The organism is Priestia sp. LL-8, assembly GCF_036227845.1.
In the GTDB taxonomy this organism is placed as follows: domain Bacteria; phylum Bacillota; class Bacilli; order Bacillales; family Bacillaceae_H; genus Priestia; species Priestia zanthoxyli.
This window is the reverse complement of sequence record NZ_JAZAQH010000001.1, coordinates 1,088,541-1,110,222: the sequence shown is the minus strand read 5'-3', so window position 1 is coordinate 1,110,222 and position 21,682 is coordinate 1,088,541. Positions and strand designations below refer to the sequence as shown.

The window sequence follows — 21,682 nt, the reverse complement described above, 5'->3', positions numbered from 1 at the left end:
TAACGTTCTTTTTTTAAGAAAGCATAAGATAGCTATCTTTTTTGAAAAAGAAATAAAATGTAATTTTTATATAAGTTGTATTTAAAATAAGGTATACAGTTATAAAGAATTGTTCTTCTTCAATCAATTACTAAGTAATTCGGACTGGATGAAATATTCAATTCTACTTTACGATCCCACTCTATATTCTGCATACCGCCTAGCATAGAATAAAGTTTTCCTTTTCCTGAATCTAAAGGAAAAAGAAAGCTATAACTGGTACCGGTTGTCCAAAAAGAGAGTAACTTCTGTTTGTCCGAGTTTTGAAACTCTAATATGTATGTATCATCTCGACCGTATTTTATAGCCCTTGAAAATTTATATCCATCTAACCTGCTTGTAAAAGTTTGAATAGCTAAATAGGACAATTTAGGTTTTCCGCTATACCACAATACCCCAAAGTTATGTTCTTTGTTATTTGGATCAAATCCATTATTTTTCCAATTATATAAGATACTTATAGGAATGCCCTCTTCAGCATTAACAAGAAACATTCTTATGACATAATCAGCTTGTTGCATTTCCGTTAAGTGCTGCGTTGGAGTATTTAATATAGAATAGCCCCATTCGCCTGATATAATAGGAATATCTCTATTTGTATACTGCCTAATTATTATTTTTAATTCTTTATAATCTTTGAGTGCATCCTCTGGATTAGTAAATCTATAGGGATGAACAGATACAGCATCAATGTATTTTAGTGTGCCTTGTTTAAAAAATTGTTGTAACCACTTTAAAGATTCTTGATGAATTCCAGCAAGTGCAGGAGCTACTACTCTACTATTAGGATCATTCTTTTTAATAATAGGAGCTACTTTTTTCACTAAAAGACTGTATTGTTTATAACTAGGTTGGGGATTCCAAAACATCTCAATGTTTGGCTCATTCCATATTTCCCATATTGCGTTTTGATTTTTGTACCTCTTAGTAACAACATCTACAAACTCCATATAAGCTTTAAGCCCATCACTTGTCATGATCGAACGATTACTTTCGTATAACTTATTTGAATAGTCAAAGATATAATATGGCTTGAGTCTTTTTTCTTTAAGACTTTTATTCAACTTATCATATCCGCTTTTCTCAAAATCATAACTTTCTTTTTTACTCTCTATATTCTCCCAAGTCATATCCACTCGCACCCATTTAAATCCGGCATCTACAATGTTTTGTAAATCTTCTTCTGAAGTTCTAGAATCTATGTTCACTCCTATGCCCTCAGTGAAACTTTGATATTCTGGAGAGATTTTAGGATCAGAGGACTTATCAAATACAAAATGAGAAACGATTAAACAAATGCCTAATAAAAAACTGAGTGAAAAAAGAAGTAACTTTTTTTTCATTTTAACGCTACTTTATTTCTAAACTTAATGCTGTTCGGTTTAGACACTCTATTTTTAGAATGTGATATTGGAAATTTATTTTCAATGAATAAAAGAATTCCCATAGATACAAATATATTAAAGAAATTTGCATACATTAAAGGCTCTGTTGCTGCTGATACAAAATAAAACAAGGTAAATGCTAATGCAGCAAAAAAACCTTTAATATCAATTAGTTTTATTGAAATAATTAATACTGGTATACAAAGAATTATAAATCCCAAAACGCCTTGTTGGAAAAGCAAGGATACAAAACCATTACTATTGGTAGAAAATCCTGTTAGAGCTTCAAACCCAGAGTTATTCAAGAAACCCCAGCCAAAAAGTGGCTTCTCATAAAAAAGCTGCAGACCTACTCCTAAGTCATCTGCTCGTAGGTCATATGAAGCAGATCCGTTATTTGCTTTTTGATTAAACACTGAAGTTCCTACATATATACCTCCAATTAAAAGAACTGGAAAAAGATAAACTTTTATTAACATTGATAACAATTCTTTGGATTTGAGTGAGACAAATTTGATAACTAAAATCACTAATGTTAACATTGTCCCCGTGGTTGAAAAGGTAGTAAACATACTGAAAATCAATAATGCCATAATTTTTTTATTAGCTTTCTTAGCTAAAAATAATTGATAAAATATTGCATAACTAATATAAATTTGGAATACCCCTGGTTCCCAGAAAATCGAATTATTTCTAGACACTCTCCACGAAAACCAGTTTAGATCCTGCCAATGGTAATGTAACCCCAAATAAATTTGGTATGGCTTATTATTTATAACTTCTACATGCGAAGAAGAAATCACATGCATAACATCCAAAAATACGTACGTAAAAACTGAGTAAATGCATATTCCAACAACTACATTATTTAACATTTTCAATATATCTATCTTTTCTAGAATACAATATCTCACGAAAATAAAAATTAGCGATAATTTTATGAGAAATAATAAGTAGTTAACTATAGTTGGACTATAATTAATATAATTCACAAGAATATAAATAGGGAAAATCATTCCTGCTAAAGCAATGTATTTCTTATTAATTACCCTCAGCAGAAACACCGAGCATAGAAAAATCAACAATATTTGAGAAAAGTTGAAATACTTTTGATCAAGTATTGCTCCACTTGAAAAGATAATAAAGAATACAACTGTGTACAAATAAAAATTAAAGAGTTTAATACTAGGTAAATACAACTTAGGTTTTTTAATCCTTAAATCCAACATAAATTCGCTCCCGTAATTATTTTCTTATTCCCCTACTTTATATTACCTTCTACCTAGCATCAATAGGTTTTTCATAAATAATTAACAAAAATTATAAAATTGACTCAAACCTTAGTAACCTATATTTCTTTAACTCACACATTGTATGCAAGATTTCAGGTTTCTGACTATATTTAATCCAAGTTGAGAATTCTATACTTCAGCTTCTCTAATTTTACATTTGAAATAGGATATCTAAATAGCTCACAATTAATATTTATTTTCTCTGTAGCTCGTATTAAAGATTTCCTTTGAACATTAATAATTTATTATACAAAAACATCTGTTAGCATCCGGTTTCCGGGTAAAACACTTCTATAATTAGGTTGACATTCAATCATTTGGAGTAATCCAAGTATATCAGGTATATAATAGAAACTATAAAGGATAGTGACACATCCTAGACATGGTTCAAACTATAGAAAGCATCAAAAAAAGATCATTAAATCTCCTTTCAAGAATATTTAAAGCCAATTCAGCGTATGTCTTTCTTTATAAAAAAGAGTTTCACAGCCCAAATACATACGACAGTAACCATCAATAAAAAATAACATTTAATACAAAATCCGTTCTTCATAAAGAACATTTTTTTGCATTAAATGTTATTTTTTTAATTTTATTGTATTGAAAACGCACAAAAATCCTTTATAATGAACAACAGATACTACATATAAAGGAGAGGTTTCCACGTGATTGGTGATCGCATTAAAGAAATGAGATTGCAAAAACGTTATTCTATTACTAGGCTAGCGGAGAAAGCACAAATATCAAAATCCTACCTTTCACAAATTGAAAAAGGTTCAAACTCAAACCCTTCCTTACAAATGCTTCATAAAATTGCTGCTTCTTTGGGCACAAGTGTTGACTATTTAATTGACGAAACAAATGAACATATTGAAGCTAATCCCTATATTACGGAAGAATGGATGGAGTTATTAAGCAAAGCTATAGGCCAGGGCATGACAAAAGAGGATTTTATTGAATTCTACCAGTACCTGTCCTTCAAAAAAAATCTACAGACAGTGAAGGATTCTGAGCATTAAGTAAAAACACTGCGTGACAATACTCTGATTAACTTCTTTTCACCTACTCTTATTCACACATAAATAATCCTTTATAACTATATTCTGCATAATATTTGCAAAGTAAAATTGATTGTTTGTATAATTGTTAATAAAAGTAAGTAAGGCTAGTATCGAGAGCTTCTTCAACCACGACAGCTTTACTCCTTAAGGTCTGGGGAGGAATAATCATGACTGACAAATTAAAAGAAAAAGTAGATTTAGAGAAAGAGTGGATTTTACTCATGAAAGAGGCCTATGAGATGGGTTTATCGATTGATGAGGTAAAGAATTTTGTTCAAGAAAGTAAACAAAATTAGCTGAATTTTGTTTCTTTTATATTAGTTTTATATTAGATTATTTAAAAATTTGTTATCAGCTCTTAAATTTCTTGCTTTTTTCTCTTTTTTTTCTTAAGCTAATACAATCAAGTAAAATAAAGGAAATGTCATCATGATAAAAAAAATCGCTGTTATATTAATGATGCTTGGCATCACCCATTTTTCCCACACACCTCATTTACAGGTCACAGCTCCAAGCAGCTGGAGTAACTCCTCTGTTTGGGACCATAATGCTACGCTCTGGTCTATTTTAAAACCTGGCAGTGAGTTTTACACTTCCTACAGCTACGGATTTAATCTAGAATTTATCCTTCGTAAAATTGCTCATATTTCCTTCTTTGGTGTATTAGCTGTTTTAATTTACTGGAACTTAAAAGAAAAGCCTGGGCGTTATGTAAAAGCAGGACTATTGCTTGCTTCCTTTGCTTTTTTGGATGAGGTTCACCAAGCTTTTATTATTGGTCGAGACGGCCGGATTGTAGATGTACTAATTGATTCATTTGGAGGCGCTTTGTTTTTGTTTCTTCTATATAAAAATAAAACAAAGCATAGAAAAGCGAAATGAATATAGTTCTTCTATTATAAAAAAATGAGCCCTTTAAATCAGGGTTCATTTTTTTATGTTTTTATTTACACCTACTCTCTTAAATACCTCTTGCTGAAGCTCTTTTATTCTTCCTTTACTTTCTGTCATGCTCCTGCCTGCTACTACGAAATAAAACTTAATTTCCGGCTACGTTCCCAAAGGACGAACAGCTACCCATGAACTATCTTGCAAATAGTATTTCAGTACATTTGATTTTGTTAAATCAATCGTTTCATACGTCTCTTCTACTGTATATATGCGCTCTTTGCTTTGATAATCTTCTCTCTTTGTAACAGGTACGGTTCCAAACTCTAAAGGCGGATCATCTCGTAAATCCGTTAAGATATCGTTAATTTGCTCGATACCTTTTTGTCCTTTTATGGTTATAGAAGAAAGAGCTCCTTCGTAATAGTCATATGTTTCAAAGAGTACCATCAAACGTTCGTAAAGCGAGCTTTTAATTGATTCATAGTAAGCAGCGGCTTTATCTCTTACAAAGTCTCCAATTAAATAGCCGTAGCTTTCTTCATACCCAAATTGAAAGATATACGTTTCGTTTCTATTATATTCTTCAATTTTCTCTGCAATGTATTTAAACCCTGTTAATGTATCAACGGTTTTCATTCCAAAGTCTTCGGCGATCGCTCTCCCTAATTCTGACGTAGCAATCGTTTTTAATATAACGCCGTTACTTTTGAGATCGCCTTTTTGCTGCTTTTGTGTTAGTAGATAATCAATTAGCAAGGCACCAACTTGGTTACCAGTTAGAAGTCTATACTCTCCTATAGAATCTTTTACAGCTATTCCTAAACGAGGGGCGTCAGGGTCCGTTGCCAGGAGCAGCTCAGCTCCTTCTCTTTTTCCGTAATGAATGGCCATTTGAAAAGCTTCCGGATCTTCAGGATTAGGTGATGCTACAGTTAAAAAGTCAGAATCAGGTCATGATTGCTCTGTGACCATCATAATGTTTGTAAACCCAAATGAGCGGAGAGCTTGAGGAACAACTTTGCTTCCCGTGCCGTGAAGCGGCGTATACACAACCTGCAGCTTTTCTTTTTCTAGTGAATTTCCTTGCTGCTGGAGACCTTTGACATAATCCACATATACATAATCCAAATTTTCTCCAATATAGCTTAATAGGTTTCGTTTCAGCATGACATGTTCATCTTGTACAGGAATATACAGCTCATTTTTGATTTCATTCATATAAGACATAATCTCATCTGCGGCTGCTGGAGGAAGCTGTGCACCATCTTGTCTATATACCTTATATTCGTTATAATTCGCGGGATTATAACTTGCCCTAATCATAATGCCTGCATACGCATGCAGGTAGCGTACGGTAAAAGACAGTTCAGGTGTCGGGCGCAACTCTTCAAATACATATGAATGTCGTGTATATCAAGTGTTTTAGCTGCTTCTAGCGCAAATTCTTGTGATTGATGACGAGAATCATAAGATATTACCACACCTCTTCTTTTTGCAACGGTTCCTTATTTTTCAATATACCTCGCCAGTCCTTCCGTTACTTTTCGGACTGTGTAGATATTCATGCGGTTAGGACACTCTCCTCTCATGCCTCCTGTTCCAAATGCTAGGTGTGTATAAAAAGCATCTTTCAGCTGCGATTTTGTCATTTGCTGCCGCTCTTCTTTTAATTCTGTCTGAAGGCCTCTAAAGTCTCTCCATACCTTGTATGCATTCATTCAGCTCATATTTATCTCTCCTTGTTCTATGTTTCTTTCTTTTATTGTGAATGCTATTTATGAACTGTGGGTGAATAACAGCTTGTAAATTAGTTAAAAACACTACTTTTCCAATTCAACCATTTTGCTATTCCTTAAAAAGAACCTATAAAGATGTAAATTAAATATTTTTTTAGAAACTCGACCTATTTCGACACCATTTCTGCTAGTTTTCCACTAAAATAATAATAGTTATTAGAAAAAATTATTCAGATAAAGGCAAAGCTGCTGAAAAGCAGTGACGCAAAGCTTCAGGTCTAAGGCAATGTTTACAACATGCTAAGATGGCTGGGTTCCCTGACAAGGGTGGATGAATAGTGATGAACACAGATAAAAAATTAGCAGTAGATCAGGAATGGATTGATCTAATAAAAGCCGCTCATGAACTCGGATTAAAAATAGAAGACGTCCGAGAATTCTTATTAACGAATAAGAACAACCAATAGTAAAAGCACGCTTCTTTTATATTGAAGCGTGCTTTTACTATTACTTATATTTTTACCCCTTTTGGCTGACGCTGATCAAACGTATAAATGTCCGTAAACCCGCACTGTTTCGCCATTTCAACTGCTTCTTTCATATGTGCCCCTACAGTTTCTGCAAAGTGTGAATCAGATCCAATCGTTAAGATTTCTCCGCCTAAATCGCGGTACAACCCAACGACTTCAAGTGCTGGCAGCGCTTCGCCTAGCTTCCCTCTTATACCTGAAGTATTAATTTCAATTCCAATATTGCGATCAATTGCTTTTTTCAAAATATCCGCAAGGATATCTTTAAATTGATGAAAGTCATAAATGCCGTATTGCTCAAACGCATAGCGCTTCATTAAATCTAAATGAGCCAATACGTCAATGTCGGCGTCGCTTACTAGCTTATACATTTCGTTAAAATAAGCGCGGTAAATCGCTTCTTTGTCGTTGAGTTCTAAATGTTTGCGAAGCTTGATGTTATTAATGTTGTGAACAGACCCTAAAATAAAATCAAAACTCTCTTGCATCATCGTTTCTTGATACTTCTCTTTTAAATAGTGCGGCTCGCAAATTTCAATTCCTTTTTTAATTACTAGCTGGCCTTGAAATTGATCTCTGCATTCCGTTAGTTCTCGTTCATATTTATCAAAATCCATATGACCGTACGTTGGCGCTAATGGATTTAATGAAAAGTGTTCGGTAAAACAAATTTCGTTTATGCCGTTTTTTACAGCTTGTTCGCACACTTCTTTCATGACTGCCTGTGAGTCAAATGAATTGTTTGTGTGATGATGGTAGTCTACTAGATACATAATTAGTCACCTCTAGGTTTATTATACATCTCTCCTGCACTTACTGCACATAGAGACCCTTTTCCTCTCTATTACACCTTTTTTGGTATTTTAGGAGAGGTGTTTTCAGCACATTAACTTAAAAAATTCTCCCTAAGACTGTTTTGGAGAACCTTTCTTCTATTTATATCCCCATGAATATTACGTATAAATCTTCCTTTTATGCTTTTGTTCACTAATCAAACTATTTTATGCCTTAAGTATCTTGTTTTAATTTTCAGAATTGTTTATACTCAAGACGTCTTTGTTTTTTCAGAAAAACAATGGAGGTGAATTTGCAGCACGATTTATACATAATCAAGGGGGATTTTTTATGTTGAAATTAATTGGGGTTTTGCTAGTGGCAGTGGGATTTTTATTTCGTTTAAACACGCTGCTCGTGGTAACTGTTGCAGGCATCGTGACTGGCCTTGTGTCAGGTTTGTCACTTCATGAAGTAATTACAATGTTCGGCCAATTTTTTGTAGATAACCGCTATATGTCTATGGCTATTTTACTTACTCTTCCTATCTTTGGCGTGTTAGAAAAATACGGGTTAAAAGAACAAGCGGAAGTACTGATTAAAAAAGCGAAAAACGCTTCTTCTGGAAATGTTTTACTTATATATCTTTTTATCCGTGAAATCTCAGCCGCAGTTGGATTAAATATTGGAGGACATGCTCAGTCTGTGCGTCCGTTAGTCGCACCTATGTCTGAAGGCGCTGCTCGTGCAAAATACGGAGAGCTTCCGCCTAAAGTAAAAGAAGATATTCGCGCTCATGCCGCGGCAGCTGAAAATACGGGCTGGTTTTTCGGCGAAGATATCTTTATCGCTACGGGTGGAATTCTTTTAATGAAAGGATTCTTCGACTCCGTAGGCATTCATGTTGACGTCTGGGATATGGCGCTTTGGGGAATTCCCACAGCCATCGCAGCTCTGCTGATCAGTGCCATTCGCTTCCGTCAGTTAGACCGAAGAATTCACAAAAAAATGACGAAGCACAAACCAACATCATCTTCCAAGACGGAGGCGAGCTAAATGAAAAGCATTCTGACGCTTGATACGATTTACTACTTACTCGGTATTATTGTCGCTTTTATCGCGATTCGAATCGCACGCGATCATAACCATCCTAACCGTTTAGGATCTTCATTATTTTGGGCACTGTTTTCCATTACGTTTTTATTTGGCAACGTGATTCCACCTTTTTATGTAGGGTGTTTAGTTATTATTATGGTGCTGCTTGCTTCATTTAACCGTGTCACTAAATCGAATGAAGCTGAAACACCAGCTGAAGAACGTGTGGCTCACGCGCAGCGATTAAAAAACAAAATCTTTTTACCGGCTTTATTTATTCCTATTTTTACGATTATCGGTACCCTTCTGTTTGGCAAGATCAAGTTTGCAAACTGGGCATTAATTGACCCAGAAAAAGTCACGTTAATTTCATTAGCAATTGCAGCTGTTATTGCGTTTATCGCTTCAATGGGCGTCACCAAAGCAAAAATGGACGTGCCTGTTAAAGAAGGAAGCCGCTTGCTTCAAGCAGTGGGCTGGGCGGTTATTTTACCGCAAATGCTGGCAGCGCTTGGCGGCATCTTTTCAAAATCAGGCGTTGGCACAGTCGTTTCGGATATTGTAAGTGATGTGCTGCCGACTAACTATGCATTTGTTGCTGTGCTTGCTTACTGCTTGGGAATGCTGCTATTTACAATTGTAATGGGAAATGCCTTCGCGGCGTTTGCCGTTATTACGGGAGGTATTGGTCTTCCGCTGATTGTACATATGCACGGAGGAAACCCAGCCATTATGGCAGCTCTTGGCATGTTTGCTGGCTACTGCGGCACGCTGTTAACGCCAATGGCAGCTAACTTTAATATCGTACCTGCCATGCTGCTTGAATTAAAAGACAAAAATGCCGTAATTAAAGCTCAAGTGCCGATTGCGCTATCCGTTTTTGTTGTTAATACACTATTAATGTACTACCTTGTATATCACTTTTAAAGGAGACTAGTAGAATGACAACTGTATTACTAACCGGCTTTGAACCGTTTGAAGGTGAAAGTATTAACCCGTCTTTAGAAGCTGTCAAAGCCTTAGACGGCGTAGCTGTCGAAGATTATCACATTATCGCTAAGCCTCTTCCTACTGTGTTTGGCGAATCAATTGCAAAGCTTCATACGTATATAGAAGAAATTAGCCCTTCTATTGTCATTTGCGTTGGGCAAGCAGGCGGTCGAGAAGGAATTACGGTCGAACGCGTTGCTATTAATGTGGACGACGCGCGGATTCCTGACAACATTGGCCAGCAGCCCATTGATCGCCCTATTATCGTAAACGGACCTGCCGCATACTTTTCGACACTGCCCATCAAAGCAGCTGTCGAAAACCTGCGCCAAGCACGCATTCCAAGCAGCGTTTCTCAAACTGCTGGAACGTTTGTCTGTAACCACGTATTTTACGGGCTGATGAACATGATTCAAAATTGTTCGATTAAAGGCGGGTTCGTGCATATTCCTTATCTTCCTGAACAGGCTGTGCATCATTCAGGGAAAGCAAGTATGGCTCTGGATTTGATTGTGAAAGGACTGCTTTCTATCATAAAAACTACAATTGTAACGGAAGATGATATTTTAGTTTCAGGCGGCGCTACTCATTAATACTAAAAAACCAGCTCATGTAGAGAGCTGGTTTTTCTTTTTATATACATACAAATTTTTCATTAAATAAATTAATAAAAGCTATAAACAACCTTCTCTCTCAGTCGATATATAGTATGAACATATTTTCCAAGGATGTTCAATTACTTTTATCCCATTTTAAAACGGGACACTTCTTGTATACAGGGATGTAAACCAAGAAGTAAAACCATTATACGGAGGTAAGGAAAATGAGAATTAATCACAATATTACAGCTTTAAACACGTACCGCCAGTTTAACAATGCGAATAACGCTCAGGCAAAATCAATGGAGAAGTTATCTTCAGGTCAGCGTATTAACAGTGCTTCTGATGATGCAGCTGGACTAGCTATCTCGGAGAAAATGCGTGGACAAATCCGCGGGTTAGATCAAGCTTCTCGCAACGCTCAAGATGGTGTTTCGTTAATTCAAACTGCAGAAGGTGCTTTAAATGAAACACATGACATCCTTCAGCGTATGCGTGAATTAGTAGTTCAAGCTGGCAACGGTACAAACAAAACTGAAGATCTAGATGCTATTCAAGATGAAATCGGTTCATTAATTGAAGAAATTGGTGGAGAAGCTGACAGCAAAGGAATTTCTGACCGAGCACAATTTAACGGCCGAAACCTGTTGGATGGCAGTCTGGATCTTACGCTTCAAGTTGGAGCAAACGCAGGACAGCAGGTAAATCTAAAAATTGGAGATATGAGTGCTGGAGCTTTAGGAGCAGATACTGATTCAGACGGTGCAGCGGATGCTTTTGTTAATAGCATTAACGTTAAAGATTTTACTGCTACATCATTTGATGATCAATTAGCTATTATTGATGGTGCTATTAACCAAGTGTCAGAGCAGCGTTCCGGACTAGGTGCCACTCAAAACCGTTTGGATCATACTATTAATAACCTAAGTACATCATCTGAAAACCTAACAGCGTCTGAATCAAGAATTCGCGACGTAGATTATGCTTTAGCAGCGTAAGCAGCAAAAAGCACAGTCGTCCTAGCTGGTAACGGCTAGTGAGTATAACCGGGTGAATTGCTGGAAACCCCTGAGAGCTTTTCTTACCACAGCGTAGTTGGAAACGACAGACGTAACGGTTTTAAAAAAGAAAAGATTGGGCAATCAGCAGCTAAGCTCCTGTGAGGAAACTCTGGAGACAGTTCAACGACTAGGATAAACCGTCTAAGGCAATGTGTGCTATGACGATGAAATCCGTAGGTATTTAATATGCCGTTCCGTATATTAATATCCGAAGTGCCCGGCCCCTGCTTTTTTAGAGGGTGAAGATATAGTCTAGTCATTTGTGAAAGCAAATGTTCGCACGATGGCGAAAGAAATGATGGAACAAACAAAGAATTCAATTCTATCTCAAGCTTCTCAAGCTATGCTAAGTCAAGCTAACCAGCAGCCACAAGGCGTACTTCAATTACTACGTTAATAAAAAAGCGAGCTTTCCTAAGAAAGCTCGCTTTTTTATATAAATGTTATAAGCTATTACTAGTAGATGCCGCAGTATCTTTACTCGTATTTACTAGCGCATCCCACGTTTGAGGACCCACTACTCCATCTGCCGTATAACCTTGTTTTACTTGAAATTCTTTTACGGCTTGCTCTGTTTCTAGACCAAAGTAACCGTCTGGATTAAGCCCTAAAGATTTTTGAACCGCTTTTACTTCTTCTCCTGCTGAACCTTTGCCAAGAGCTGCTACACTGCTAAGCGATAGAATTTGAGTTTTATCTTCTTCTTTAGCTTTAGCCTGCTGCATAAGGCTTGCGTATTCTTTAATTCTTTTTTCTTCAGCACTGCTTAATGTTTGTGTATGTTTGAAGTTAGACATAATAAAAAAGAATCCTGCCACGATAATAATAGGAACAAATATTTTCATAAGATTTCTTACAATAGTCATGGTACTCTCCTTTAAATACATAATTATTTAACTTTCCAAGTTCCTTGTCTTCTAGGGTCTGCTGCTCCGTAAATACGATTGTTTTTTTGATCAATAACAATCGCTTGTATACCGCCGTAGTAAATAGCAGAGCTCTTCTCCTTCACGTCATATCCCATTCCTTCTAGTTCTTCTCTTACACTCGTAGGATATTGAAACTCGGTATACAGATGGTTATTCTCTATTGAAAACCTTGGTGCATCAATTGCATCCTGTAAAGAATCCTTAAATAAAAGGTGGCGAACCAAAACTTCCGTAAGCATCATAGGTATTCTGCTTCCTCCAGGCGTTCCAATCCCGATAACCTCGTCATCTTTTTTAAGGATAGTAGGTGCCGTAAACGTTCGTGAACGCTTATCAGGCTCGTAATAATTAAGAGAAGTCTTTGTGTTATTAAAGTTGTTCAAATTGTTATTAAGGAAAAATCCCTCTACATTTTCTCCTGAACCAAAAAAGTTGCTGAGTGTATTTGTAACGGATACAACCGTTCCTTCTTTATCTGTTACAACAAAATGCGTCGTACTAATATGTTCTTCTTCAAGATCATCGCCTTCAAGCTTATACTTATCAGATAGCTTATTTAACGAGAGGTCTTGTGCAAGCTTCCTTGAATATTCTTTTGACGTTAACGCTTCATCATCTATATCAGAAAAAGCTGGGTCTCCAATATGAGCCACGCGATCACTATTCGCTCTATTAGTAATTTCAGAAATAACATGTGTAAAAAGCGCCGTATCTTGTTCTGTCTTTTGAATATTTAACATTTCAGCCATTTGCAAGGATTGTATCAGCGTAACCCCAGAAAATGGAGGAGGCGCAGAAATAACGTCATAGCCGGCAAATTCTCCGTGAACAGGTTCTCTTTCTTTCACAGAATACTTTTCTAAATCTTCTTTTTGTATTCCTGGCACGTCCTCTGCTATTTCTTCGGCAAGTTCGCCATTATAGAAGACGTCTGAACCTTTTTCTTTAATGAGCTCAAGCGTTTCGGCAAGTTCAGGCTGCTTGAGCGTTTTACCTTCTTCAATCGGCTTGTTTCTAGGGAAGAAATTAGGAATTTCCGCTTCTGATAGGCGGTACTGCGCACCTTTTAGACGCTCTGAAAGCTGCTGACCAACTGGAAAACCATCGTTAGCTAGCTTAATAGCTGGGTCGATTAATTGGTCCATGTTTTCACTTCCATATTTTTCATGAATGACTTCCATTCCTTTTACGAACCCAGGGACACCTATCTCTTTTTCAGAACCTTCAGTTGAAATTGGACTTGTTTCTCGGTAATCAAAGAAGGTAGGCTTGTCTGATTGATTGCCAGGAAGAATGAGCATCCCGCCCCCTCCTCCAATACCTGATCCGTAAGGCTCTACAACACCTAAAGCATACGAAACAGCAATAGCAGCATCTACTGCGTTCCCTCCATTTTCTAAAACATCTGTTCCAACTTCGACAGCAATTGAATTTGAAGAACTTACGCCATACTCACCAGAGCCATTCTTAATTGCTTGGCTAGACTCGAATTTATTAATTTTTTTATATAGTTTATTATCTGTTTGACTATTAAATTGCTGTAAAACAGCATACCCTCCAGCTGCGATAGCTATGAGGAATATCAACCAGTAAATCCATTTTCGCTTCATTTATTCAGCTAACCCCTTTTTTACTACTCTAGAGTGGTCGACCGTAAAGACTAACTTGTTGTTTTCCTCTTTGATAGCAAGAGCACTTGAAGAAGTTTTAGTCAAACGTTTAAAGATTTTTTCTTTGTAATACGCGTCCCACTTACTTAAAAGCGTAGGCGTAGCTTCTTTAATGAGTAAGGGTGTAACTTCAAATCTAGCTGTGCCATCCTTCTTCAACTTATACTGCACGAGCGCACTTTCTCGTGATGCTGACCACCCTTGATCAAATACAAAATTTCCTAAGCTGTAAAAAATCACAGTATTTTTGTACGTATCAATCGGCTGCAGCACGTGCGGATGATGACCTAGAATAATATCAGCTCCCGCATCTGCCATTGCTTTTGCCAATCCTTTTTGTCTAGGAGAAGGCGTTGTGTCGTACTCTTCTCCCCAGTGCGCATGCACGACAACTAAATTAGCTTTTTCTTTTGCTTCTTGAATAAGCGGAATAAAGATTTCTGGTTTAGCAGGAAGAATTCCCGGATCATTGTCATTCGCAGCTGAATAAGCAGTATATGTATCCGTAAAACCTAGGGTAGCTATTTTAATTCCATTAACCGTTTGATAGTTAATGTTGCTAGCTTCTTCGAGATTTCTCCCCATTCCTACAAAGTCCATTTTAGACTGGTTAAATGCCTTCACCGTATCATTTAATCCTTGCTCAAGGTAATCCATAGAATGACTGTTTGCTGCATTCAAGACGGAAAGATTAAGATTCTTCAAGGTCTTTACAGACTGCTCATCAGTTCGTAATACAATGGGTTTATCCTGCGCTGGATATTCGTCATTCGCTGTTACTGGATGATCAAAGTTTGCCGTAGAGTAATCTGAGTTTTTAAAATAAGATTCTACATCACGAAATAGATAGTCTTGTCCCTGACGATTTGTTACCTTTTCAACATTGCGTCCGAGCATAATGTCTCCAACCATTGTTGCTGTTACTAATGAATCATCTTTGGTATTGTTTTCTACTGCTTCACTTGGCTTACTGATCCAAATAGCTCCGTACATGAAAACTACCAAAATGGCCAGTGTAATCCATACATGTTTATCTGTATTCTTTTTTGTTGATTTTATAAATTTTAGTAACTTTTCTTTAAAATCCAATTTCCTATCCATCAAATCACCCTAAATAAAAAAGTTGTATACAAACATTAAGCTGAATGTAGCACCGCTGATTAAAAGCGTGCTTCCCATCGTCATTGCCAACCCTTGCTTTTGAATCGTATTTGCAATTAAGCCAGGAACAATGATCCCTATACCGCGAAACTCATAGATTTCAAAAGGCATAACAGGATAGAAGTAATCGAATATTAGTTTCAGTGAAATTCCCACTACTAACATAGCAGCAAATTTTCGACGACCGTACAAAATCACAAACCTTCCAATTCCGTGTTTTACAATGACATAGGTTAATAGACTAATAATTAATACCATAACTAAAAAAACCGGCTGATCAAAAATTAAGCCAATATAACCTGGCACAACTAGCCCTGCAGGAATAATCCCTGTTTTTTCTGTAAAGATTAAACTTAAAATAACCCCTAATACCAACGCTACATATAAATCCGAGCCAAACATGCACTTTCCTCCTAGACAACTTCCTCAATATGTTCATAATTCTTCATTGCTTCAATTAACGGCTCAGCAGCACCGTGAATATTTCCTACTCCGTAAATCATTCGATTATGTAACTCAGGTCTTAGTTTATTGATTATCTCTTCTGTACTATGACCTTCAAGATTCCAAATTTCTTTTGCTGGAATTATCCCTTCATTATAGGCATCCATAATAGGACTTGTTGTTTCCCCAATCAACACTAAAATGTCGGTATTAATATATGGTAAAACATCTCGCGCAAACTGCTCTGTACGATCAACACGATCAGGGCGGCAATTCATAATTACAATTGGCGAATCTACTGAATACCCAACTTCTCCTACTCTTTCCCAAATTCTCAATGTTGAAGCAGCATCGTTTGCAGCAAATCCATTTACCAAAAATGCAGGCGCTTTAGGATCACCAAACTGGGTAATTCTCATTGCACCGGGATCAGGATGAGCATTCAACATTCCTCTAAAAGCAACTTCTTCAGGAATATCTAATGCTTCTGCTACCGCTAACGCAAGCGACGCATTATCTGGAAATACCATATAATCAAATTTCCTTAAAAACTCATCCGTAACTTTTGAATTATCTGCTACGATTACCTTTGTTCTTCTTTTTGCAGCTGCTGTTTTGAAATACTCAAGATACGGACCATCTATTGTAATTAAATGCCCCTTATAAGGAATCGTTGGTAGAAACGCTTCTGCTACTTCGTCTAGTGTTGGTCCCATAACATCCATATGATCCTCTAATACATTTACAATAACTCCAATATTTGCCTGAAGCATTTTTTCTTGGAAAGTAATTTGATAATCAGGATTCACTGCCATACATTCACTGACTAATGCTTCAGCTTCAAGTTTGGCCGCTTCTTTTACAACGCGTCTCTGTTCTCCGATATTTGGCCCTTCAGGTCGTCTGACAATTGGCTTCTCTTCATCTGTAAACCAATAAATCATCCTGGCTGAAGTTCCCGTAGTCTTTCCAATAGTTTTATATCCAGCTTCTGTTACGATTCCAGTTATCAATCTAGTAACTGTCGATTTTCCGCGAATGCCATTAATATTTATTCTCACCGGAATAGAATCGATATTTTTTTGATGTTTAACCTGTTCCCATGCTCCGTAAGCAAAGACTAAAAACAAACAGATTAAGACAATACTAAGCACCATTTCGATTGTTTCCTCCTTATTTCGACTAGCTTTTGTTTTAATAGGAAGCTTCGACCATAAAAATAATTATAATTTCGCCCTATATTTCAAATTTTTTACTTAACTTTTATAGTTAATCATACCTAGCTAAGTTTATCAATAAGAGAATTAAATGTAATTTATGTTATTTACTAGTAATTATACCTCTTTGAATCTCCTGCTATTACGGCACCTGACGATCCTTAAGCAAACCACTTCATCTATAGTCTCAAAAACCTAAAACAAATAAAAAATCAGTCGAATATTGTTATACTTTTATAGGTAAAAAAAACTATTTATATGGTAAAATATAAAATAATATTCATTATAAAGTTTCTTTTTTATCTTTTATGTTCTTTTTAAAAAACAATTTGATACTTGTACAGACAAGGGCAAACCAGTTGAAAGGCTGGGACGCAAAACCTCGGGTCTAAGGTCACAGGACTAGGACGGCCGGGTTTCCTGATACATCAGGAGGTAAAGAAAAAAATGAACAATCAGCGTGTTGTTACTGGAAGTATTGGAGCTTCGTATATGAGGCCGCGCATCGTGGCTTTTATTCCGGCGCACAATGAAGAAAAATCAATTCGCGACTGCTTGGCAGGATTAGGCGATCAGCTTCTTCCCAATAACGTGGAGCTCGATGTGTTTGTGATTGCAGATAACTGTACGGACCGCACAAAAGAAAAAGCGGAGCTGGCTGGAGATGAATTTGATTTAAATGTAAAAGTACTGGTCACTGAAGGCAATAAACAACGAAAAGTCGGCGCGTTAAATACGGCTTGGAAAAAGATATATGGAGATACACTGGATTTATATAATACGACGCTGACGAAATATCAGCAGCTGTATAAAGAGTCGATTAAAGCGATTTTAGGGATGGACGCAGACAGCCGCTTAGCCCCGAAAGCACTCATTAATTTATGGGAAGATTTAATGACGTCGCGAAACATCGGCGGCGTGATGGCAAAATATACGATGAGAATGCCTAAAAAGAAAAGCTCATTGTCAAAAGATGATGTCCATTACGAGGAAAAGCTTGCAAGCGGCGAGTACGGCGGACCGATAGCCCGGTGGTGGACACATCAGCAAAAGCAGGATATGGCAAGCTGGCTGTTAGATCTTCAGTATCACGGCGGAAGCACGTACGTACTTGGGGGTCAGGCTACGCTGTTTCGCCCTGAAGCGCTTCAAAATATAGTAGAAGAAAATAAGCTTGACGGTCCTTGGCAAAATGACAGCGACGTTGAAGATATGCTTCTGACGTGGCAGCTGCAAAAGTCCAATTGGAAAACGTTAATCAGTCCAGGCGCTCGCTGCTTTGTGGATTCGATGAGAAGCTATCACACGTACCGTGAACAGCGTAATAAATGGAAGTCTGGAACCGTCGATTTACTGACAAACGGAAACTTAGACGTTAGAACCAAGCATAAAGGAAAGCTGTGGCGTTCACAGGTTAAAACGCTGTGTGATTTACTTATTCGCCTGCTGTTTATTTTATTGTTATCGGCTGCGCTTGCGACCGATCAATTTTACTGGTCGTGGCTTTGGATCATTCCAATTGCGTTAGCTTCTGTGTTAAATATTATGCTCGCTGTCAAAACGCCGATGCACAGGCCGATTGATGTAATACTGGCCGGTCTTTTGATTAGTCCGGAGATTTATCTGTGGGTGAATTTAATTACGTTTAGTCAAGTATGGCTGGAGAGACTTGCCGCTAACAAAAAAGACGGCTGGGCAAATCAATACAACGCAGAAAACGGAAAAACGCGGAGTAAATTAGGGCAAGGGATTTTAACGGGCTTTGCGTTTACAGGAATGATTGTTGTCCTGTGCATTTACTTCCGTGATTACTTAACGAGCCCTTCTGTACAGCAAGCCATTTATCCGTACTTAATGAACGGCTGGATTTTGCTGACGTATTTGACCATCTATCAGTCTCTTTATATGTTTTACCAAATTTGGACGCTTCGAAAACCTATTCAAGCGTAAAAAAAGTGATGTCTCGACGGAGACATCACTTTTTTTATAGAAATCGTTTCTTTAAATATTCGGCGATTTTTTGATGACTATCCGGCTGACTGACGATATAGCCCTGAATAAAAGAACATTTGTGCTTTTGTAAAAAGGCGAGCTGCTCTTTTGTTTCAACACCTTCTGCGATAACTTTCATGTTAAGAGCATGAGCTAAGTACAAAATGCTTTTTGTAATATCCTGCTGCTTTCCTTTATCAGTCGCGTGTTGAATAAACGTTTTATCGATTTTTAACGTGTTAAATTCAAAGTCTTTTAAATGTGATAACGAAGAAAAGCCGGTGCCAAAATCATCTAAAGCAAACGTTACACCAAATTTTTTTAATTCGTCCATGACTTTTTTTACGTGTTCTTCATACTGAATAATCGAGCTTTCCGTTACTTCAAATTCTATAAATGAAGGATCGATGTTGTAACGGGCTAGCGTTCGTTGAACGTGCTCTACGAATCCCCGTTTCAGCAAATGTTTAGACGAGACGTTAATCGACACAGGCACGGTTTGTAACCCTTGACTCCTCCACTGCTGCAGCTGCTTGCAGACACGCTCGATTACCCAGTCGCCGAGTTCAATAATTAAATGAGTTTCTTCCGCTAATGGAATAAAGTCTTCTGGTGATACGCGTCCCCATTCTGGATGATTCCAGCGAATTAACGCTTCAATACTATCAATCTCTCTGCTGTTTGTATGAACCTTTGGCTGATATTCAATAAAAAACTCATCTTGCAGAAGTGCATTGCGCAGTCCTTTTTCCAGATGATAGCTTTTATACGTCTCGCTGTCCATTAACGGAGAATAGAGCTGCCAGTCGCTTCGCCCCATTTCTTTTGCACGGCGCATAGCAAAGTTAGCATTCATCAATAAGGTTTTCACATCTTCACCGTCATGCGGGTAAATACTGATTCCTATACTGGCTGTGACGTAGAGAGAAAAGTCGTCAACAGTAATTTCTTTTTCGATTTCTTGAAAAAGAGCAGCAGCTAGCTTTTGGCACTCATTTATATGTGCCAGAGATAAAAAACAAATCGCAAGCTCGTCTTCTCCTACTCTGGCTAGCATCACACGGGGCGTCACGAATTTTTTTAAACGACTGGCAATACGCTGCAGCAAGCGATCGCCTACGTCATGGCCTAATGTATCGTTAATCTGTTTAAAACGATTCAGCCCTAGATGAAAGACCGCTAATGAACCTCTATCTTTTTTCATCTGTCGAATGAAGGTTTTTAATTCTCTTTCAAACTTTCTTCGATTCGGTAAGTTCGTCACATAATCATGAGTCGCAAGATATTCAATTTGATCCATATACTTTTTTTCTGCGGTGATATCTTCAATAATGCCATCTATGCGCACTAGCTTACCGTTCTCGTCAAGCGTCGGAATACATCGATCTTTTAGCCATTTCATCTCTCCCGCTTTTGTGTAGATCCGATACTGCTGGCGAATTGTTTTTCCTTTTTCTAATTGATACTGCGCTTTTGCAACAGCTGGTTTATCTTCCGGGTGAATAAAGCTTTCCCATAGATCCCTGTTCCCAAAAAATCTAGCAGCGTCTTCTCCGTAAATGTTGCTAACCCCTTTTGAGCATACAATTGCTTTATTACTTTGCACATCAACGGACCATATTCCAGCGTCCAAATTATTATAAATTGTTTGAAACTGCTGTTCTTTTTGCTTTAATTCATTCGTAATCACTTTTGATTCTGTAATATCATGAACAACACCAATCAGCTGTATAACGTTTCCTTGCTCGTCTGCTACTGCATCCGCTTGTTCAAACACCGTACGTTCTTCACCGCTCGGCCGCATCAGCACGTATTCAATTTTATAGCTGTCCCCGGTTGAAAGTGCCTCCATAACGGCTTTTTCTAACCTTTTTTGATCACAGTCATTAATAAATTGAAGAACGTCTTTAAAAGAAGGAGTAAAGAGCTGATTAGTGTTTAATCCGTAAATATTATACAGCTGAGGTGACCAATAGCTTTTATCTTCCGTCACATCGTAATACCAGCTTCCTACATTCGCAAGCTTTTGCTCCATTTTCAAATGTGTTTCTAATTGAGAAATGTGATTAGAGCGCTCTTGTTCTTTTGAATCATCTCGGCATACGGCATAGACACCCACTACTTGCTCATTTACGACAATAGGGATAAGAGTAATATATAAGTGAAATTCTTTTTTCATTTTGTGATCAATTGTCGTCGAAAACTGAACTTTTTCCCCTTTTAAAGCACGTTGAAAAAGATCTTGTGCCTGCTGTTGTTTCGATTTATGTATAAGAGCTGTCAGCTCCTGGCTTTTTTGTTTGTGTTCGTTTCCTGTTAGCTTGAAGGCTGCTTCGTTGCTAAACATGATATCTCCTTCACAGTTGATAAAAAAAATACCTTCACTGTATTCTTTTAAAAGCTGTGTATTCAAACGATCAAGATGTTTCATGATCATGATCGACTGCTCCTTCTCCGTGTTTTTATCTGGCAAGGTCTCATGCTGCCTCCTTTTATCTATTTCTTTTATATTATTATAAGCTATATTTGACATATATTTTACTTTATTTTCCCGAAATGAGGAACATATCAGGAAAAGATAGCCAAAGGTATTTTTTAAGGCTTTTTTGTTTGGTAAAATAAAACATGTAAAGGAGGGATTATTTGACTTACAGTGCTAAAAAACATGATTTATTTTCTAGAGGCTCTTTTCAAACCGCTACTTTTCTACTTCTTTTCTCGCCTCTTTTTACTCGTTTGTTTCAGCAGAACGTCTGGGCGTATATAATGGTGTCTTGCATCATCGTTCTTTTTAATTTCATCACCGAGTGTATTCT

At 37.2% G+C, this 21,682-nt stretch carries 18 protein-coding genes, 2 pseudogenes and 2 riboswitches; of the genes and pseudogenes, 10 read left to right on the top strand and 10 right to left on the bottom strand.

The genetic code is table 11. The annotated features are described in order from the left end of the window. Nucleotides 1-119 precede the first annotated feature (119 nt). Both U9R83_RS05640 and U9R83_RS05635 read right to left on the bottom strand, forming a co-directional pair. Nucleotides 120-1,382 carry a cellulase family glycosylhydrolase gene (locus tag U9R83_RS05640; protein WP_328575122.1) on the bottom strand — a complete coding sequence of 421 codons (1,263 nt, stop codon included), beginning with the start codon at nucleotides 1,380-1,382 and terminating at the stop codon, nucleotides 120-122. Next, the gene (locus U9R83_RS05635) at nucleotides 1,379-2,227 is read right to left on the bottom strand and encodes an O-antigen ligase family protein (protein WP_328575121.1); all 849 of its coding nucleotides are present in this window, start codon (nucleotides 2,225-2,227) and stop codon (nucleotides 1,379-1,381) included. Before U9R83_RS05635 ends, U9R83_RS05640 begins: the two co-directional genes overlap by 4 nt. Before the next feature lie 1,154 nt (nucleotides 2,228-3,381). Between U9R83_RS05635 and U9R83_RS05630 the strand changes: the two genes are divergently transcribed. The 3 genes from U9R83_RS05630 to U9R83_RS05620 all read left to right on the top strand — a co-directional run bounded on the left by U9R83_RS05630 (nucleotide 3,382) and on the right by U9R83_RS05620 (nucleotide 4,659). Further along, nucleotides 3,382-3,735 carry a helix-turn-helix domain-containing protein gene (locus U9R83_RS05630; protein WP_328575120.1) on the top strand — a complete coding sequence of 118 codons (354 nt, stop codon included), beginning with the start codon at nucleotides 3,382-3,384 and terminating at the stop codon, nucleotides 3,733-3,735. 209 nt (nucleotides 3,736-3,944) lie between these two features. Then, the gene (sinI, locus tag U9R83_RS05625; protein WP_328575119.1) at nucleotides 3,945-4,073 is read left to right on the top strand and encodes a DNA-binding anti-repressor SinI; all 129 of its coding nucleotides are present in this window, start codon (nucleotides 3,945-3,947) and stop codon (nucleotides 4,071-4,073) included. Between the two features lie 133 nt (nucleotides 4,074-4,206). Next, a complete protein-coding gene (locus tag U9R83_RS05620; protein ID WP_328575118.1) occupies nucleotides 4,207-4,659 on the top strand; it encodes a VanZ family protein in 453 nt (150 codons plus the stop codon). A 45-nt stretch (nucleotides 4,660-4,704) separates the two neighbouring features. Here the strand turns inward: U9R83_RS05620 and U9R83_RS05615 are convergent. Continuing rightward, nucleotides 4,705-6,386 (bottom strand): annotated as a pseudogene (locus U9R83_RS05615) (phospho-sugar mutase). 247 nt (nucleotides 6,387-6,633) lie between these two features. Then, nucleotides 6,634-6,726, top strand: a riboswitch (cyclic di-GMP riboswitch). Nucleotides 6,727-6,745: 19 nt separating this feature from the next. Here U9R83_RS05615 and U9R83_RS05610 point away from each other — a divergent pair. After that, nucleotides 6,746-6,871 carry an anti-repressor SinI family protein gene (locus U9R83_RS05610; protein WP_102055986.1) on the top strand — a complete coding sequence of 42 codons (126 nt, stop codon included), beginning with the start codon at nucleotides 6,746-6,748 and terminating at the stop codon, nucleotides 6,869-6,871. A gap of 44 nt (nucleotides 6,872-6,915) precedes the next feature. Here the strand turns inward: U9R83_RS05610 and U9R83_RS05605 are convergent, their stop codons facing one another. Continuing rightward, a complete protein-coding gene (locus tag U9R83_RS05605; protein ID WP_328575117.1) occupies nucleotides 6,916-7,707 on the bottom strand; it encodes a histidinol-phosphatase HisJ family protein in 792 nt (263 codons plus the stop codon). 352 nt (nucleotides 7,708-8,059) lie between these two features. Here U9R83_RS05605 and U9R83_RS05600 point away from each other — a divergent pair, with 352 nt between their 5' ends. The 5 genes and pseudogenes from U9R83_RS05600 to U9R83_RS05580 all read left to right on the top strand — a co-directional run. After that, nucleotides 8,060-8,764 (top strand): DUF969 domain-containing protein, encoded by a 705-nt coding sequence (locus U9R83_RS05600; protein WP_016766474.1) that lies wholly within the window; start codon nucleotides 8,060-8,062, stop codon nucleotides 8,762-8,764. Continuing rightward, the gene (locus tag U9R83_RS05595; RefSeq protein ID WP_328575116.1) at nucleotides 8,765-9,730 is read left to right on the top strand and encodes a DUF979 domain-containing protein; all 966 of its coding nucleotides are present in this window, start codon (nucleotides 8,765-8,767) and stop codon (nucleotides 9,728-9,730) included. 14 nt (nucleotides 9,731-9,744) lie between these two features. After that, nucleotides 9,745-10,386 carry a pyroglutamyl-peptidase I gene (pcp, locus tag U9R83_RS05590; RefSeq protein ID WP_328575115.1) on the top strand — a complete coding sequence of 214 codons (642 nt, stop codon included), beginning with the start codon at nucleotides 9,745-9,747 and terminating at the stop codon, nucleotides 10,384-10,386. Between the two features lie 230 nt (nucleotides 10,387-10,616). After that, nucleotides 10,617-11,390 (top strand): flagellin N-terminal helical domain-containing protein, encoded by a 774-nt coding sequence (locus U9R83_RS05585; RefSeq protein WP_154989413.1) that lies wholly within the window; start codon nucleotides 10,617-10,619, stop codon nucleotides 11,388-11,390. Between the two features lie 346 nt (nucleotides 11,391-11,736). Further along, nucleotides 11,737-11,850: pseudogene (locus U9R83_RS05580) on the top strand (flagellin); the annotation flags it as partial. Nucleotides 11,851-11,896: 46 nt separating this feature from the next. Here U9R83_RS05580 and U9R83_RS05575 read toward each other — a convergent pair. From U9R83_RS05575 to pgsB, 5 genes are read right to left on the bottom strand one after another with little or no spacing between them, the layout of a single operon-like run. Next, a complete protein-coding gene (locus U9R83_RS05575; RefSeq protein ID WP_014461217.1) occupies nucleotides 11,897-12,319 on the bottom strand; it encodes a peptidoglycan-binding protein in 423 nt (140 codons plus the stop codon). 23 nt (nucleotides 12,320-12,342) lie between these two features. Then, nucleotides 12,343-13,992 carry a gamma-glutamyltransferase gene (gene ggt, locus U9R83_RS05570; protein ID WP_328575114.1) on the bottom strand — a complete coding sequence of 550 codons (1,650 nt, stop codon included), beginning with the start codon at nucleotides 13,990-13,992 and terminating at the stop codon, nucleotides 12,343-12,345. Continuing rightward, nucleotides 13,993-15,153: a CapA family protein gene (locus U9R83_RS05565; RefSeq protein ID WP_098999265.1), complete on the bottom strand. Its 1,161-nt coding sequence runs from the start codon at nucleotides 15,151-15,153 to the stop codon at nucleotides 13,993-13,995. It abuts the gene before it with no gap. Between the two features lie 9 nt (nucleotides 15,154-15,162). Further along, the gene (gene pgsC / locus U9R83_RS05560; protein WP_014461220.1) at nucleotides 15,163-15,615 is read right to left on the bottom strand and encodes a poly-gamma-glutamate biosynthesis protein PgsC; all 453 of its coding nucleotides are present in this window, start codon (nucleotides 15,613-15,615) and stop codon (nucleotides 15,163-15,165) included. 11 nt (nucleotides 15,616-15,626) lie between these two features. Beyond that, a complete protein-coding gene (gene pgsB, locus U9R83_RS05555) occupies nucleotides 15,627-16,814 on the bottom strand; it encodes a poly-gamma-glutamate synthase PgsB (RefSeq protein WP_014461221.1) in 1,188 nt (395 codons plus the stop codon). A 399-nt stretch (nucleotides 16,815-17,213) separates the two neighbouring features. Beyond that, a riboswitch (cyclic di-GMP riboswitch) is annotated at nucleotides 17,214-17,298 on the top strand. Between the two features lie 23 nt (nucleotides 17,299-17,321). Between pgsB and U9R83_RS05550 the strand changes: the two genes are divergently transcribed. Beyond that, nucleotides 17,322-18,824 (top strand): glycosyltransferase family 2 protein, encoded by a 1,503-nt coding sequence (locus tag U9R83_RS05550; RefSeq protein WP_328575113.1) that lies wholly within the window; start codon nucleotides 17,322-17,324, stop codon nucleotides 18,822-18,824. A 34-nt stretch (nucleotides 18,825-18,858) separates the two neighbouring features. On the opposite strand, the gene U9R83_RS05545 is transcribed toward U9R83_RS05550, so the two are convergent. Then, nucleotides 18,859-21,303, bottom strand: a complete 2,445-nt coding sequence (locus U9R83_RS05545) for a sensor domain-containing protein (protein WP_328575112.1) — start codon at nucleotides 21,301-21,303, stop codon at nucleotides 18,859-18,861. Nucleotides 21,304-21,682: the final 379 nt, after the last annotated feature.

Coding starts and splice junctions, on each gene's coding strand:
- U9R83_RS05640 (WP_328575122.1), bottom strand. CDS start 1,382: ATGAAAAAAAAGTTACTTCTTTTTTCACTCAGTTTTTTATTAGGCATT.
- sinI (WP_328575119.1), top strand. CDS start 3,945: ATGACTGACAAATTAAAAGAAAAAGTAGATTTAGAGAAAGAGTGGATT.
- U9R83_RS05620 (WP_328575118.1), top strand. CDS start 4,207: ATGATAAAAAAAATCGCTGTTATATTAATGATGCTTGGCATCACCCAT.
- U9R83_RS05610 (WP_102055986.1), top strand. CDS start 6,746: ATGAACACAGATAAAAAATTAGCAGTAGATCAGGAATGGATTGATCTA.
- U9R83_RS05605 (WP_328575117.1), bottom strand. CDS start 7,707: ATGTATCTAGTAGACTACCATCATCACACAAACAATTCATTTGACTCA.
- U9R83_RS05600 (WP_016766474.1), top strand. CDS start 8,060: ATGTTGAAATTAATTGGGGTTTTGCTAGTGGCAGTGGGATTTTTATTT.
- U9R83_RS05595 (WP_328575116.1), top strand. CDS start 8,765: ATGAAAAGCATTCTGACGCTTGATACGATTTACTACTTACTCGGTATT.
- pcp (WP_328575115.1), top strand. CDS start 9,745: ATGACAACTGTATTACTAACCGGCTTTGAACCGTTTGAAGGTGAAAGT.
- U9R83_RS05585 (WP_154989413.1), top strand. CDS start 10,617: ATGAGAATTAATCACAATATTACAGCTTTAAACACGTACCGCCAGTTT.
- U9R83_RS05575 (WP_014461217.1), bottom strand. CDS start 12,319: ATGACTATTGTAAGAAATCTTATGAAAATATTTGTTCCTATTATTATC.
- ggt (WP_328575114.1), bottom strand. CDS start 13,992: ATGAAGCGAAAATGGATTTACTGGTTGATATTCCTCATAGCTATCGCA.
- U9R83_RS05565 (WP_098999265.1), bottom strand. CDS start 15,153: ATGGATAGGAAATTGGATTTTAAAGAAAAGTTACTAAAATTTATAAAA.
- pgsC (WP_014461220.1), bottom strand. CDS start 15,615: ATGTTTGGCTCGGATTTATATGTAGCGTTGGTATTAGGGGTTATTTTA.
- pgsB (WP_014461221.1), bottom strand. CDS start 16,814: ATGGTGCTTAGTATTGTCTTAATCTGTTTGTTTTTAGTCTTTGCTTAC.
- U9R83_RS05550 (WP_328575113.1), top strand. CDS start 17,322: ATGAACAATCAGCGTGTTGTTACTGGAAGTATTGGAGCTTCGTATATG.
- U9R83_RS05545 (WP_328575112.1), bottom strand. CDS start 21,303: ATGATCATGAAACATCTTGATCGTTTGAATACACAGCTTTTAAAAGAA.